Origin of the sequence: Shewanella sp. T24-MNA-CIBAN-0130 (genome assembly GCF_040310185.1) — a bacterium.
Classification (GTDB): domain Bacteria; phylum Pseudomonadota; class Gammaproteobacteria; order Enterobacterales; family Shewanellaceae; genus Shewanella; species Shewanella psychromarinicola.
Map to the genome: position 1 here is coordinate 86,817 of NZ_JBEOPP010000005.1, position 14,851 is coordinate 101,667.

10 protein-coding genes and 1 pseudogene are annotated in these 14,851 nt (G+C 45.7%); 7 read left to right on the forward strand and 4 right to left on the reverse strand.

What is annotated here, in order from left to right; all coding sequences use genetic code 11:
- Positions 1–72: 72 nt before the first annotated feature.
- Together AAEZ02_RS03450 and uvrA are read right to left on the reverse strand one after the other, a co-directional pair.
- A complete protein-coding gene (locus tag AAEZ02_RS03450) occupies positions 73–1,044 on the reverse strand; it encodes a M20/M25/M40 family metallo-hydrolase (protein ID WP_351074656.1) in 972 nt (323 codons plus the stop codon).
- Positions 1,045–1,087: 43 nt separating this feature from the next.
- Complete coding sequence (uvrA, locus tag AAEZ02_RS03455) at positions 1,088–3,958, reverse strand: excinuclease ABC subunit UvrA (RefSeq protein ID WP_351121961.1); 2,871 nt, start codon at positions 3,956–3,958, stop codon at positions 1,088–1,090.
- A 242-nt stretch (positions 3,959–4,200) separates the two neighbouring features.
- On the opposite strand from uvrA, the gene AAEZ02_RS03460 reads away from it, so the two are divergent.
- From AAEZ02_RS03460 to AAEZ02_RS03490, 7 genes and pseudogenes are all read left to right on the forward strand, one after another.
- The gene (locus tag AAEZ02_RS03460) at positions 4,201–5,568 is read left to right on the forward strand and encodes an MFS transporter (protein WP_351121964.1); all 1,368 of its coding nucleotides are present in this window, start codon (positions 4,201–4,203) and stop codon (positions 5,566–5,568) included.
- A gap of 64 nt (positions 5,569–5,632) precedes the next feature.
- On the forward strand, positions 5,633–6,352 hold the full coding sequence (locus AAEZ02_RS03465) for a single-stranded DNA-binding protein (RefSeq protein ID WP_351088526.1): 720 nt from the start codon (positions 5,633–5,635) through the stop codon (positions 6,350–6,352).
- Positions 6,353–7,196: 844 nt separating this feature from the next.
- Positions 7,197–8,672 (forward strand): TolC family protein, encoded by a 1,476-nt coding sequence (locus AAEZ02_RS03470; RefSeq protein ID WP_351121967.1) that lies wholly within the window; start codon positions 7,197–7,199, stop codon positions 8,670–8,672.
- A gap of 1 nt (position 8,673) precedes the next feature.
- Positions 8,674–9,645, forward strand: coding sequence for an HlyD family secretion protein (locus AAEZ02_RS03475; RefSeq protein ID WP_124014072.1), 972 nt, complete (start codon positions 8,674–8,676; stop codon positions 9,643–9,645).
- Positions 9,646–9,651: 6 nt separating this feature from the next.
- Positions 9,652–10,848, forward strand: coding sequence for an ABC transporter permease (locus tag AAEZ02_RS03480; RefSeq protein ID WP_101033837.1), 1,197 nt, complete (start codon positions 9,652–9,654; stop codon positions 10,846–10,848).
- Positions 10,848–12,002 carry an ABC transporter permease gene (locus AAEZ02_RS03485; protein ID WP_351121971.1) on the forward strand — a complete coding sequence of 385 codons (1,155 nt, stop codon included), beginning with the start codon at positions 10,848–10,850 and terminating at the stop codon, positions 12,000–12,002. Before AAEZ02_RS03480 ends, AAEZ02_RS03485 begins: the two co-directional genes overlap by 1 nt.
- Positions 12,003–12,075: 73 nt before the next feature.
- A pseudogene (locus AAEZ02_RS03490) lies at positions 12,076–12,234 on the forward strand (DUF2238 domain-containing protein); the annotation flags it as partial.
- A gap of 166 nt (positions 12,235–12,400) precedes the next feature.
- Here AAEZ02_RS03490 and AAEZ02_RS03495 read toward each other — a convergent pair.
- Both AAEZ02_RS03495 and AAEZ02_RS03500 read right to left on the reverse strand, forming a co-directional pair.
- Entirely contained in the window at positions 12,401–13,189 is a 789-nt protein-coding gene (locus AAEZ02_RS03495) for an alpha/beta fold hydrolase (RefSeq protein ID WP_351121974.1), read from the reverse strand.
- A 119-nt stretch (positions 13,190–13,308) separates the two neighbouring features.
- Positions 13,309–14,805, reverse strand: a complete 1,497-nt coding sequence (locus AAEZ02_RS03500) for a methyl-accepting chemotaxis protein (RefSeq protein ID WP_124014075.1) — start codon at positions 14,803–14,805, stop codon at positions 13,309–13,311.
- Positions 14,806–14,851: the final 46 nt, after the last annotated feature.

The following is a 14,851-nucleotide window of genomic DNA, read 5'->3' on the forward strand; positions in this document are numbered from 1 at the left end:
GGCCTGATTCTTGATTTTTAGTATTTGTTAATTGGTTGAAATATGAACAATTGTTACTGTGAATTAGGTGATTTATGGGGCCTTAGTCAGTTTATCTATACTGAGCATTTGATACACTGTTTCAGCTACTGCCACAACAAAGTCGATGTCTAAGGTGCTTATTGTGTCGTCTGGCGTGTGGTATTGTGCATGGGGTGGTACGCCAAAATACACCCAAGAGTAACCTGCCTTATGGAATGCATAATGGTCTGATGCCCTTAGCCAATCACTTTTTCTCATCCGCCCACTTAACAACCTCGTGTGATGAGTACGGATACACAATTGATTTTGCTGCATCAACCCTGGCTCGATAAGTGCAAAATCAGCCAGATTGTGTTGACCTTCCATGTAGATTGCCCTGCGGCGGTCTGGGTGACCTATCATGTCTAAGTTAATGCTTAATTCAATGTCCATCTGTGGTTGTTGTTGTAACAACGCCACCAAGGCATCGCTGCCATACAAACCGGGTTCCTCAGCATCGGTGGCAACAATCATTACATTGACATCATCTAACGGCGGATTGCGTTGCCATTGGGCGGCAATGGCCATCATTCCGGCAATACCTGAGGCGTTATCATCTGCTCCCGGATACATGTTGCGTGCCGTTTGACCTAAATGATCATAATGCGCGGTGATCACTCGCCATCGAGTGGAGTGGGTTTTTGCCGCAATGGTGGCGATGATATTAACCCCAGAGACGGTCGAAAATTGATGCTGATAGCTAAACGGTACTGCAAATGTTGGCTGCCAAGGTTGTAATCCCATCTCAGTAAACCGCTTTATTAAGTAGTCTTGAGTGAGACGCGCACCGTGTGTGGCAGTCTTGCGGCCTTGAAATTTCGCAGAGGTTAAGATGGATATGTCTTGGGTGACTTGTTGATTGGCATCGGGCCAGGTGGTAGTGATATTAGGTGAGCATTGGCGCGGTGTTTGGCTACAGCCAATTAATAAGCTGCATAATAGGCTAAAACCGGTCACCTTAAGGCGAATTTGAGCAGTAAACATGGTGTGTTATCTCCTCTTATTCGCTTAAGGCTTGGTCGTTGATCTAAGCCTCGGATTGGGCTTTTTTCGCCTTTACCCGTTTGTTGTGTAACGCAAGCTTGGGCTTTAAGAATCTGGCCGTATGCGACTCTGGATGCTCTGCGATATCTTCTGGGCTGCCGGTGGCTAAAATCATTCCGCCGCCAGCACCACCTTCAGGGCCTAAATCGATAATCCAGTCTGCCGTTTTAATCACATCTAAATTATGCTCAATCACCACCACAGTGTTGCCGTGAGATTTTAAGCGATGCAATACTTCTAACAATAGTTGAATGTCGGCAAAGTGCAGGCCGGTAGTCGGTTCATCCAAAATATACAAGGTTTTACCCGTGTCGCGTTTAGACAACTCTTTAGCTAATTTAACCCGTTGGGCTTCACCGCCAGACAAGGTGGTTGCACTTTGGCCTAAACGAATGTACGACAAGCCTACATCCATTAAGGTTTGCAGTTTACGTGCTATTGATGGAATAGCAGTAAAATAGCCACGAGCATCTTCAACCGTCATTTGCAGCACTTCGTGAATGTTCTTGCCTTTGTATTTTACTTCTAAGGTTTCGCGGTTATAGCGCTTACCTTTACAAGCATCACAAGGCACGTATACGTCTGGTAAAAAATGCATCTCAACTTTAATTAAGCCATCACCTTGGCAGGCTTCACAGCGACCGCCTTTGACGTTAAACGAAAATCGACCTACCAGATAACCCCGGGTGCGCGATTCTTGTGTGCCAGCAAATAGCTCACGTATTGGGGTGAAAATACCCGTATAAGTGGCAGGATTAGATCGTGGCGTGCGGCCAATCGGGCTTTGATCGATATCGACTACTTTGTCGCAATGATCCATGCCTTTAATGCTTTTGTAGGGCGCGGGTTCGTCAACGGTGGCACCATTGAGCATATGATGAGCTATTTTAAAGAAGGTGTCGTTAATCAGTGTCGATTTACCTGAGCCAGATACCCCAGTAACACAGGTAAATAATCCCACTGGAATGGTTAAATCAACATCTCTTAGGTTATTACCCGATGCGCCAAATAACTCAATTACCTTTTTCGGATCGATTGGGGTGCGCTCGTCACTAATGTGTATTTGCTTTTTACCGGAAATATATTGACCCGTGACAGACGCTTCACAGTTAACAATATCTTCTAGGGTACCGTCGCAAATGACTTCACCGCCATGAACACCAGCACCAGGGCCGATATCAATAATGTGATCAGCAAGACGAATAGCATCTTCATCGTGTTCGACCACAATGACAGTGTTACCTAAATCGCGCAGGTGGATTAATGTTTGTAATAAGCGTTCATTGTCGCGTTGATGTAAACCAATTGACGGCTCATCAAGCACGTACATCACGCCCATTAAACCAGCACCAATCTGGCTGGCTAAACGAATACGTTGTGCCTCGCCACCCGATAAGCTGTCGGCTGAGCGTGACAAACTTAGGTAGTTAAGGCCTACATTGACCAAAAAACCGAGGCGTTGACTGATCTCATTTAAGATTTTTTCGGCAATTTTGGCCCGTTGACCTTCAAACACGACCGTATCGAAGTATTGTTTGGTTTCGCCAATCGACCACATTGTTAGCTGGGGTAAATTGAGTTCGCCAATAAACACGTTGCGGGCTTCTTCACGTAAGCGCGAGCCGCCACAGCTGTTACAAGGTTGCATATTAATAAACTTAGACAGTTCGTCGCGTACCGAGTTACTTTCGGTTTCGCGGTAGCGGCGGTCCATATTATTTAAAATGCCTTCAAACGGATGATTACGCACCACTACGTCGCCGCGGTCATTAATGTATTTAAAGGCGATGCTTTGTTTGCCAGACCCATACAGGACTATTTTTTTGATTTTGTCGCTAAGGGTTTCAAATGGCTGTTCGACGTCAAATTTATAGTGCTCGGCCAGTGAACTGAGCATTTGGAAATAATAAAAGTTACGTCTGTCCCAACCGCGAATAGCCCCGCCAGCCAGCGACAATTCGGTATTGGTAATGACGCGTTCTGGATCAAAAAATTGCTGCACGCCTAAACCGTCACAGGTTTGGCACGCGCCAGCCGGATTGTTAAATGAGAAAATTCGTGGCTCAAGTTCTGCCATCGAATAGCCACAATGTGGACAGGCAAAATTAGCCGAGAATATCAGCTCTTCAATATTGCTATCTTCCATACTGGCAATTTTAGCGATACCACCAGACAGTTCTAAAGTCGTTTCAAACGACTCCGCTAAGCGCTGTTTCATGTCTTCGCGAACTTTGAAGCGATCGACAACCACCTCAATGGTGTGTTTGATGTGTAAATCTAATGTTGGAGGATCGGTTAAGTCACACACTTCACCGTCAATACGAGCACGGATATAGCCTTGTGCCGATAAGCTTTCAAGCAGCTTAACGTGCTCGCCTTTACGATCGTTTACCACAGGCGCAAGCAGCATTTGGCGGCTGTCTGCTGGTAAGGCTAATACTCTATCAACCATTTGGCTGACCGTTTGCGCCGATAAAGGCTGGTTATGCGTTGGGCAACGAGGTTCACCCACACGGGCAAATAATAAACGTAAATAGTCATAGATTTCGGTAATGGTACCGACGGTGGAGCGCGGATTGTGTGAGGTTGATTTTTGTTCAATTGAAATGGCAGGACTTAAGCCTTCAATATGATCAACATCGGGCTTTTCCATTATGCTCAAGAATTGACGCGCATAGGCCGACAGCGATTCGACATAACGACGTTGACCTTCTGCATACAAGGTATCGAAGGCTAATGATGATTTTCCTGAACCGGATAACCCTGTTATCACAATAAGTTTGTCACGGGGTATGGTTAGATTGATGTTCTTAAGATTGTGGGTTCGGGCACCGCGTATTTCAATTTTATCCATCGACTCGCTCTATGACTTGTGTAAAACAAAACAGCAATCAGTATCGCATAGTTTATTGGCGGACTTCATATCAATTTTGTCTATGGTGGTTTTAAGATACGCATCGAACAGACCTAAGGTTTAACGTGCACCCATAAAACATCTTATATCAAAAACTGTGATTTCCTTTTGAGCTAATTTATGTCGCTGTGATAATATGCGCAGCTCATAATATTATTGAATCACTTATCAAAGGGCGCCGCATGGCCAGTAATGGACTGTCAGGTTTGGAGAAAAAGGTCGCATTTTCGTTAGCCGGAGTGTTTGGTTTACGCATGATGGGATTGTTTATGATTATGCCTGTCTTCGCGCTGTATGGTCAGCATTTAGAAGGCTTTTCACCGCTGTGGGTAGGTATTGCCATTGGTGCTTATGGATTAACCCAGGCTTTTTTACAGATCCCTATGGGTATTTTGTCCGACAAATACGGACGTAAGCCGATTATTCTTGGTGGTTTAGTCTTGTTTGCGATTGGTAGTTTAATTGCCGCATCGTCTGACCACATCTATGGCGTGGTATTTGGCCGTGCAGTACAAGGTATGGGAGCCATTGCTGCAGCCGTGTTAGCCCTTGCCGCCGATTTAACCCGAGACGAACAACGCACTAAAGTGATGGCCGTCATTGGCATGTGCATTGGTTTTTCATTCGCCTTGTCATTATTAGTCGGACCGATTGTGGCGCAGTATTTAGGCTTAACAGGCTTGTTTTTGTTAACCGCAGTATTAGCCGTATTGGGTATGTTAATCGTGCAGTTTTTTGTGCCCAATCCAATTAGCCAAGCGCCTAAAGGCGATACGGTAGCGACCCCGACAAAACTCAAGCGTATGTTGTTAGATCCACAATTATTTCGCTTAGATGCAGGCATTTTTATTCTGCATTTAGTGCTCACCGCGGTGTTTGTCGCCTTACCATTAGATTTGGTTGATGCTGGTTTAGTCAAAGAAAAACATTGGATGCTGTACTTTCCCGCGTTTGTTGGGGCCTTTTTCTTAATGGTGCCGCTGATCATCATTGGGGTTAAACGCAACAACACCAAAACCATGTTCCAATTGTCGTTGATGATCATGATGGTGTCACTTGGCATGATGGGGTTTTATGCTGATAATATTTGGGTGCTCAGTGGCGCCGTAGTATTATTTTTCACTGGCTTTAACTACCTTGAAGCATCACTACCGAGTTTAATTGCTAAGTTTTGTCCTGTAGGTGATAAAGGTTCGGCTATGGGCGTGTATTCGACCAGCCAGTTTTTAGGTGCCTTTTGCGGCGGCATGTTAGGCGGCGGAGCCTATCAACTCGTCGGCGCATCCGGGGTGTTTTTTGTCGCACTAGGACTGATGTGTGTGTGGTTATTCTTGACCATAGGCATGCAAAAACCTGTACTATTGAAAAGCTATACCCTTGAAGCTACAGTAAAAGATAAATCCGATGCACAAAATATGGCCAGCAAATTGTCGCAGTTAATTGGCGTCGTTGAAGCCATTGTGGTACTCGAAGAGAAAGCGGCTTATTTAAAGGTCGATGATAAATTCAATTTAAGCGAAGCGCGAGCTGTGTTAGGCTCTGTAGATTAGATCGTATTGATCGCTAAGCTTAGTATTCAGATAAGTAAACAGATAAAAATCTCAGGAGATTTCGATGGCCAGTCGTGGTGTGAATAAAGTCATTTTGGTAGGTAACTTAGGTAAAGACCCTGAGGTTCGTTACATGCCAAATGGCAATGCCGTAGCTAACTTTACCGTAGCGACAAGTGAGTCGTGGAAAGACCAGCAAGGTCAAACGCAAGAGCGGACCGAGTGGCACAACATTGTAATGTATCGTCGTCTTGCGGAAATTGCAGGCGAGTACTTAAAGAAAGGCTCTAAAGTTTATTTAGAAGGCAAATTGCAAACCAATAAATGGCAAGATCAGACTACCGGTCAAGACCGTTATAAAACTGAAATTAACGCCATGGAAATGCAAATGTTAGACAGCCGTAATTCTGGTGGTGATAACGCCAGTGGTGGTCAAGGTCAATATCAGGGGCAAGGACAGAACTCGGGGCAAAACCCTGGACAAAAGATGGGACAACAACAGTCTCGTCCCGCGCCAGCACCTCAAGCTCGTCCGCCACAAGCACAATATAATCAAACTGCACCTGCTTACCAAGCTCAACCAGATGCTGGCCAGCAAGGTGGTTACCAGCAACAACCGGCGCCAGCGCAACAAGCCGCTCCAGCTTATGCACCAAAGCCAGCCGCTGCACCACAGGGTAATTTCCAACCACAAAATGCCCCTGCACAGCGCCCAGCACCACAGCCACAACAAAACTTCACTCCAGATTTGGATGAAGGCTGGGATGACGATATTCCTTTTTAACCAAAGACAAATTTAACATAGAATGATCTAAGCCACGCCAGTCGTGGCTTTTTTGTGTTTGAAAATCAATATCGGTTGTGTGTGTTATGTGGGGTGTAAAGTAAATGAGTCTTATATGCTTCGTTTTGTAAAAAAACGACCGATGAGCTGCAAAGCAAAAATGGTAAGCTCGATGATACGAGTGATTTAGCCATACTTATCGTTGATGAGATTGGCAATTCGGTTGATTTACCCTATCGTTATTTATTCGCTATACGCGAGATGTTTGCGACTCAAACAGTGCTAAATCTCGGCAAGAATATCTTTAAATTATATCACTGGGCTGACGAGAACCCTTGCAACGTCTATGAATGTATTCGTTCGGGGTATGTTTTTATTATGTTGCCAGCAAGCGTAAAATGCATAACGAAGATGATCTAAATAAAGTTCGACTTTAGTACTGACTTAGCGGTCAAGTTGAGGCTGCAGATGTTTCAAAAACCTGTTAGTAATGCACTGCGAAAGTGAACACTCGCGGGTCGTGTTAAAAGATTTGGATATTCTGGTTAATATACAGCAAACAACTCCACTGAACGCCTATGATTGCTACCGCATTACGCCGCTCGCTTTACGTTGGTCAATCGAGTTTTGGCGACTAGCTGCAATATGGTTTACTATTACTCTTGATATTCGTTCTTGTCAGTTACCACAGCTTATAGGTGGTAATTTAGGTGTCAAGGTCGTCAATTTTGACGAAAAGTAGCAACTAAAAACTGACCTATTGATTTAACATATGGAGCTGCATGGCCTATGGGAGTATACTTGGCGCTATATTTAGAGTTTAAGCTCTAAAAAAAGGATGAGTATGAATTTTTATGATCAAAGCCGCGCCCTACTTGGGCGCTTTAATTTAGCCAAAGTGCAGCTTAAAAGCCTTACTCGTCGCCTGTTCAGCCGTCCAACGAGGAATCTGGCTACTTTAGCATTTACGGGTGTTTTGACTGTTGTCAGTCAGCCGCTGCTTGCCGATGAGGTAGTCGCTTTGTCATTTGCTAAGGCGTGGCAACAAGTACAAAGAGTCAGTGATTCACAGCAGGCCCAATCGGCTCAAGTCGCCCGAGCAAAAGGGCTCGAAGAGGCTGGTGAAGACATGGACTGGCCATCGTTACAGCTCACTAGCAGTTATTCCTTACTAGAAAAACCCTTAGCTCTGGATGTGGCCGATCTTGGGATCGATGCGACAAGCTTACCGCCAGCTCTGGGTCAGATGTTAGGGGCACTGCCGAGTCAGTTTGCCTTTTCAGAGCAAGATATTTTTCGCACTAGCTTAAAAGCCATGTGGCCTATTTATACCGGTGGTCAGATCACCGCGGCTCAAGGGATACATAAGGCCAAAGTGGAGGAGAAAAAACAGCAGCAGGCCTTGGCGACAAGAGAGTTATTTCTTCTTCTCGTGAATCGCTATTACGGTGTTGCTGTCGCTAAAGCTACGGTGGAAACTAACCAGACCTTAGTCGATTCCTTAGCTGTGCATTTAGATCATGCCACTAAGCGCGAACAGCAAGGGCAAATCGCCAGAGTCGAAGTGCTCAATGCTGAAGTGGCATACAACAATGGCAAAATTAATTTAGCCAGCGCAGTTCGCCAATGGGAAATGGCCAATATTGCTATGGCACGTATGCTAAAGCTGCCTTCGGTAAATTTATATTCGGCACTTTTCATGCTCGATGAGTCGCCTTCTTTGCCTTATTTGTCGCAACTAACCCTAACGCAGCACCCAGCACTAAAATTACTTCAAGCGAAGGAAGCTCAAGCGGAAGGGCTGATTGATGTGGAAAAAGGCTTGTATAAGCCTAAGGTGTTTCTGTACGGTAACTATACCTTGTATGAAGATGACAGCACTTTATCCCATATTGAGCCAGACTGGATGGTAGGTGTTGGCCTGACTATGCCGCTTATTAGCCGAGACGGGCGCAGTGGTAAGGTTCGGGCGGCCAAGAGTGCGTTGCTGCAAGCTCGTTATACTAAGGCACAAACTCAGCAAGATCTCAGTTTGCTGCTCGATCAAAACTACCGTCAACTGTTACAGGCCGAGGAAGAAAGTCAGTCCCTCGATACCAGCTTAGCTTTAGCGAAGGAAAACCTACGATTAAGAGACATTGCCTTTAATCAGGGATTATCGACTTCCATAGACAGGGTTGATGCTGAAATCAAACTCAAAGCCGTGCACACTCAGCAATTAGCTGCCAAATATCGCTACCTACAGGCCTATGCGAGTCTGATGACGATAAGTGGTCAGCTTGATAAATTTATTAATAATAGCAACAGCTTGGAGAAATGATATGCAAGCTAACCGTATTCTAGCCCCCGTGGCGTTAGTGGCTTTAGGCTGTATTCTTGCCTACGGCCTGCACCTTGCATTTGTGCCAAAACCTTTATTGTTACAGGGGCAAATTGAAGCCAGAGAATATAATATCTCTTCCAAAGTACCTGGGCGCGTAGAGCAAGTGCTGGTTAGGCGTGGGGATAAAGTTAAAGAGGGTGATCTGTTATTTGCTATTAGTAGCCCAGAGCTTGATGCTAAGTTACTGCAGGCTCAGGGTGGTCTCGACGCGGCAACGGCTATGCAGCAACAAACCATTAATGGTGCGAGGCAACAGCAAATAACGGCAGCCAAAGAGCAATGGTCAAAAGCCAAAGCTGCGACAGAACTGAGTGCCAAAACCTATCAACGAATTGAAAACCTGTTCGATGAAGGTGTTGTTGCACGGCAAAAGCGCGATGAAGCTTATACACAATGGCAGGCCGCCAAATATACCCAGCAAGCAGCCTATGCCATGTATGAAATGTCTTCCGAAGGTGCGCGCGTCGAAACCAAAGCCGCAGCAGCAGGTAAGACGCGTATGGCAGAAGGTGCGGTTAACGAGGTGAATGCGATTTTAGCCGATAGCCAAATGCGCTCACCTAAAAAAGCTGAGGTGAGTGAGGTGTTATTACAAGCCGGTGAGCTAGCACCGAGTGGATTTCCTGTGGTGAGCTTGATTGATATGCAAGATGCCTGGGCGGTATTTCAGGTGCGTGAGGATCTGCTATCTGAATTTACCTTAGGGCAAAACGTTCGCCTAGCACTGCCTGCACTCAAACAGAGTTACCCCTTTCAAGTAACACATATTAGCGTGATGGGAGATTTTGCTACTTGGCGTGCCACCGAAAGCGGCCATGATTTTGACATGCGCACCTTTGAAGTTGAACTGCGGCCTGTTGAGCCCATCTCTGGGCTACGTGTTGGCATGTCAACCTTGATCCAGTGGTAACCGATAATGCGCCCCCCCCTTAGTGCGTTAGTCATCAGAGAGCTTAAGGCCCTATGGCAAGATCCTTGGCAGCTGGCCTTGGTGAGTTATTTGCCATTAGTTGGGATCTTCATGCTCTGGTGGTTATTTAGTGCCGGACTGCCCCGAGCTTTACCTGTGGCTTTGGTTGATCAAGATATGAGTCAGCTAAGCCGCAGTTTAGGGCGTAACTTAGCGGCAAGCCCGGTGATCACCCCTATTAGTTATCCTGATTTACTCAGTGCACAACAAGCCATGAAAGAGGCGGAAGTATATGCCATGGTTGTGTTGCCCTATGGGCTTAGAAAGGATTTGCTCACAGCAAAACAGCCTGTTATCGACATTCGTTACAATGGACAATTTCTGCTGGTGGGTAAATTACTGGTAAGCCAAATCCAGCAAAGTTTAGGGGCGGGATTGTCTGAACTTGCGGGGATCAAGCAGATGGCCGCTGGGGTGCCTAAGGTCAAGGTAGAAACTCGTCTTAGGCCGGTGGCTAGCCAAGTGACGCCTTTATTTAATATGAACAAGAGTTACCTAGTGTTTTTATTGCCGCCAGTGTTAATTGCCCTCGGGCAGTTATTAGCTATGCTAGTGTTTGCCAACTGTTTAAGCCGCGAGGTGCGTTTAGGCAAGCTAACGCAATGTTATCGTGCCGGTATTTGGCGGGTAATCGGGGTTAAGTTTTTGCTGTACACTCCATTGCTTATTTTACAGGGTAAACTTATTTTAGCCGTTTTATATCAATATCTTGCCTTACCTTTGGCGGGTAAGTTTGGTCAGTTATTGTTGGCACAATTCCTTATGATTTCGGCGGTATGGTTAATTGTGTTGGCGATCTTCTTTTTACTCTTAGATGCCACCCGACTTGTGAGTTTTTGTACCGCATTATTTGCCCCAGCATTCCCCTTTATGGGCATTACCTTTCCCACTCAAAATATGCCGGTTTTAGCCCAATGGTGGCGTCAAATTATGCCTTCAAGCCACTATATTGAAACCCATGTTGGGGTGGTTAGTTATGGCCAGAGTTGGTTTAATATGCTGCAACAAGTGGCCAGTTACTGGGGGTTTTTATTGCTTGTTCCTGTGATATTTTATTTAGTTAAGCGGCAAAGAAAAGCCTTGGCTGTGATGAGCACTGCCGATAAGCCCGATGATATTACGCAACCATCAAGGGGCATCTAATGCAGTTTTGGCAGTTAGTCTACTTAGATATTAAGCACCTAATAAAAGATAAAGCCATTTCATTAACCTTATTTGGTGGGGTGATTTTTTATGCATTACTTTACCCTTTGCCTTACCTTAATCAGGTGGCGACTGAGCAAGAAATCGTTTTGGTGGACTTAGATAAATCGAGTCTTAGCCGCACTTTGGCCCGCCATGTGGATGCCAGCCCTAAGATAGCATTGGCCGCGTCATTAGATTCTATAACCAGCGCCCAGGAGTGGATTGAAGCCGATAAAGCCCATGGTTTACTGGTGATCCCTGAAGGTTTTCGTCGGAATTTAATTTTGGGTAAAGGGGTAACCTTAAGTTATAGCGGCGATGCTAACTATTTCTTAATCTATTCCGCGATTGCCGGAGGTTTAGTGGCCTCAGGGCTAGATATGGCTAAACAGGTGCAGTTTGTGGATTTATTAAGTGCAGGGGTTCAGGCCAAGCAGGCAGAATTATCCCTCAATCCAGTGACCCTTAATGCTGTGCCTGTGTTTAACCAAAGTTTAGGTTACCTTCCCTATGTGGTGCCCGCGGTATTATTACTGGTATTGCATCAGACGCTACTGATCGCCAGTGGCATTTTGGGGGCAGGCCAATGGTTGCATGACGGTTATTGGCAGCAAGTGTCGGCGCTAGAGTTAGTCTGTGGCAGAATTGTGGCACTCCTGTGTATTTATGCTTATTTAACCAGCTTTTACCTAGGATTTTGCTTTTATGCCTATGACTTGACACTGCAAGGCTCGCCCATAGAGTTAGCCCTGTTGATTAGTGTCTTTTTATTGGCAACCGCGGCCGCAAGTGTGGCGTTTAGTTGCCTATTTACTCGCAGAGATTTACCCACTCAAGTGCTGTTGCTTATTTCTATGCCGATATTGTTTGTTTCAGGCTTTGTGTGGCCATTAGAGCTTATTCCAACACCTTTGATCTGGCTGTCGCAAACCATCCCCGCCGTACCAGGCATGATGGGGCTGCTTAAGCTCACCCAAATGGGCACCGACTGGCGCAGCTTGCTAGGACTTTGGCTTCAGCTGTGGGGATTATTTGTTGTTTTCTTTGTCTTGGCTATTATCGGGGTTAAGTATCGCCAGCGGCAATTTAAGTTATCGAAAAACTATCATTAGCCTTTGAGCACAAAGAAAATAACATATCCACTCTGTTGTTCTGCTTGTTTTATTTTTTCACTCATCAAGGTTAATAGCGCTAGCAACAGGTGAAAATGCCGAGGCCTTCTTGGGCGCTCAAGGTTATATTTGGGATACACAATCAGATATGGCGTTGGCGTTAGTCGGCGCGCTCAACGCACTGGTGATATTGAGCATTCCCCATGATAAGCAATTACACGCTGTGGCCTAGATTAAACCGCGGTAAAGACTTTCAATGAGTATTGCCGAGCATAAACAAAAAAGAGGCGCATTTAATGCGCCTCTTTTTTGGTTAACTGGCGTTTTTTATGAGCAAGACGCTCAAAGCACCTATAAACAATAAATGTTTGTTATTATTCCTTTAAGGCTGAAGGCGCTTAATGCTCTAACCATTCGAGCATGACCCGATTAAACTCCTCTGGCTCTTCTGCCATGATCCAATGGCGGGTATTGAAAGGAACCACCTTATTACCTGGAATAGACGCCATCTTGTGTTCCCATTCCTTAGAATGGAACATGCCGGGCTTGTTCTCGCCATACATAAATAGCAGTGGGCAGTTAACAACGAGTGGCAGATTGCCTAGGGGCTTACCGGTGAGGGTTTTGCTCCATTTCCAGTAATAGGAATAGGTCATGGAAGAGGTAATTAGCTTTTGATCTCCAGGGGCTTTTAACATCTTGGCCATCTTGCGTGTCATGGCATCACCTAAGCTGCCGCCTAGTTTCCAGGCCAACGCCAGCCACATCTGGTAGCTGAACATGAATAGCTTCACTTTAAGGCTTAATTCATGTTCTATTGATCCTGCATCACCAATGTCTACCCCAATGATTCTATTTACTTTTATTTCATTCCTTAGGTAGAACTGGTAACCAAAGAAGCAGCCCCAATCGTGCAGCAACAAAGTAACGGGCTGACCATCGCTAACAGCATCGACGACTGAATTAATTTTGCTAATAATTTCTTCTAGTGAATACATGCCTCTGTTGGAGTCGAGTTCATAGCCTGGCAAGGTAAAGCGCACACAGCGGTATTTATCTTTGAGCACCTCAACTTGTTTGTCCCACAGCCTGTAGGTATCGGGCCAACCATGGATCATGACGATGGTTTCTTCGCCGCTGCCTTCTATGATGACGTCAAGATCATCGACTTTTATTATGTTACTCATCCTCTTCCCTTTCTATTGAGTAAATGCCTGCATTATTTGCTTAAATCCGCTTGATAGGGATTGGCATTAAAAATTTTATTTAACGTAACCTAATGGTGTAGCACTGATGTTATTCACTCTTATGAGCCATTAGCCGATGAACTTTTATCTTTTACTAGGGGCTTGTTGGCACTGCTATTGACGCAGGCATCTAAGCTTTCAGCCAGTACATTTAAGGCGCTCACTTGTTGAGTGAGCGCGGTCCCTTGGGCTGCTACTGAGTCTGAAATATGGTGTGTATTAACCACGCTGGTGGCCACGTGACTGCTGGCACAATTTAATTCGTTTAAGGCAAGCACTTGCTGGGACATAATATCTGCAAGCTGGTTGATATCCCCAAGGACTGGAGTAATTTGCTCAAGGATGCCCGAAACTTCGGTGGCCGTGTGTTGTATCACCTTTTGACCTTGAAGTACTTGCTCCTTGCTATTGTCCAGAAGTGTGCGAATTTCAATGGCTGAGTGTCTACTCTTAGCTGACAGCTCTCGTACTTGATCTGCAACCACAGAAAAGCTTCGGCCCTTGTCACCTGCTCTGGCGGCTTCGATAGCAGCATTGAGTGCCAGCAAGTTAGTTTGATCGGCAACCGAGGAGATAAGATCCGCGACGGACATAATTGCTAGGTTGCTATCAAGAATATGGTCAATTGCCTGGGTTGATGCCAGTAAAGAGCTAGCACTTCGTTCAGCTTGAGTGCTAATGACTTGGCTGCGCTCTTTAAGGCCGCAAACAAATTGCTCTGACTGGGCGATGTCTTGAGTCATCTGCTGTAATTGTTGGTTCATTTGCTCTGTGGCACTGGCTTGGGCATCACAGTTAGTGTTTAGTGAGGTCACTTGGCTGTGAAGTGCATTGGCTTGCAAGGCAAGCGACCCGGCCACTTGGTTTAATTGGTTTGCATTATCACCGGCACTGCTTAGCACCCCCGAGAGTTGTTCTTCCCCAGCTAAAGATTTCGCTGCAGCTTGCTGCATTTGTTGCTGAGATTCTTGAGTGAGCTTATGGGCTTTTTGTCGCTGAATCGCGGTAAAACCTTGGGCGATGACAATCACAATAAGCGGCAACAATACACCAGCCCAGGTTTCCAATTTGGCTTGGTCTGCAGTCAGGATTAGATGAGGTAGTGGGATATCAGCTAATACGCGCATTAACATAGCACTGGTTGCAGCTATGACGACTAGGCTCCAGATGACGGCGTTGATTAATCGAGTTGTAAGAAAAATCGCTATGATGATCAATGGGATCCAAAAAGCTTGTGCCGATATAGGCCCACCACTTTGATAGACAAGATTGAGGGCGTGTAGCACTACGCCAGCAAGGCCCAGATTAATCGCCAGCCAAGGGCTGCGAAGCCACTTAATTAACAAACCTGCGCCAATTTGTGTGATGACCACACCAACAGAGGTGTATAACAACAGTTGGTTTTCGTATTGGTTCCACTTCATTATGCTGTAAAGGCCAGTACAGATGGAGAGTAAAGTGAAAAACAACAGCGTGTCGATATTGCGAAGCTCATCAGAGCCCCAGCTGTGGAATTTGGGTAAAAAGGCACTGCGCCAGAGGGTGAAGGGGGTCATGGCTTATCCTTTTCCGGTGGTAAAAAGTGAGCAAGTCGCCTTGCTC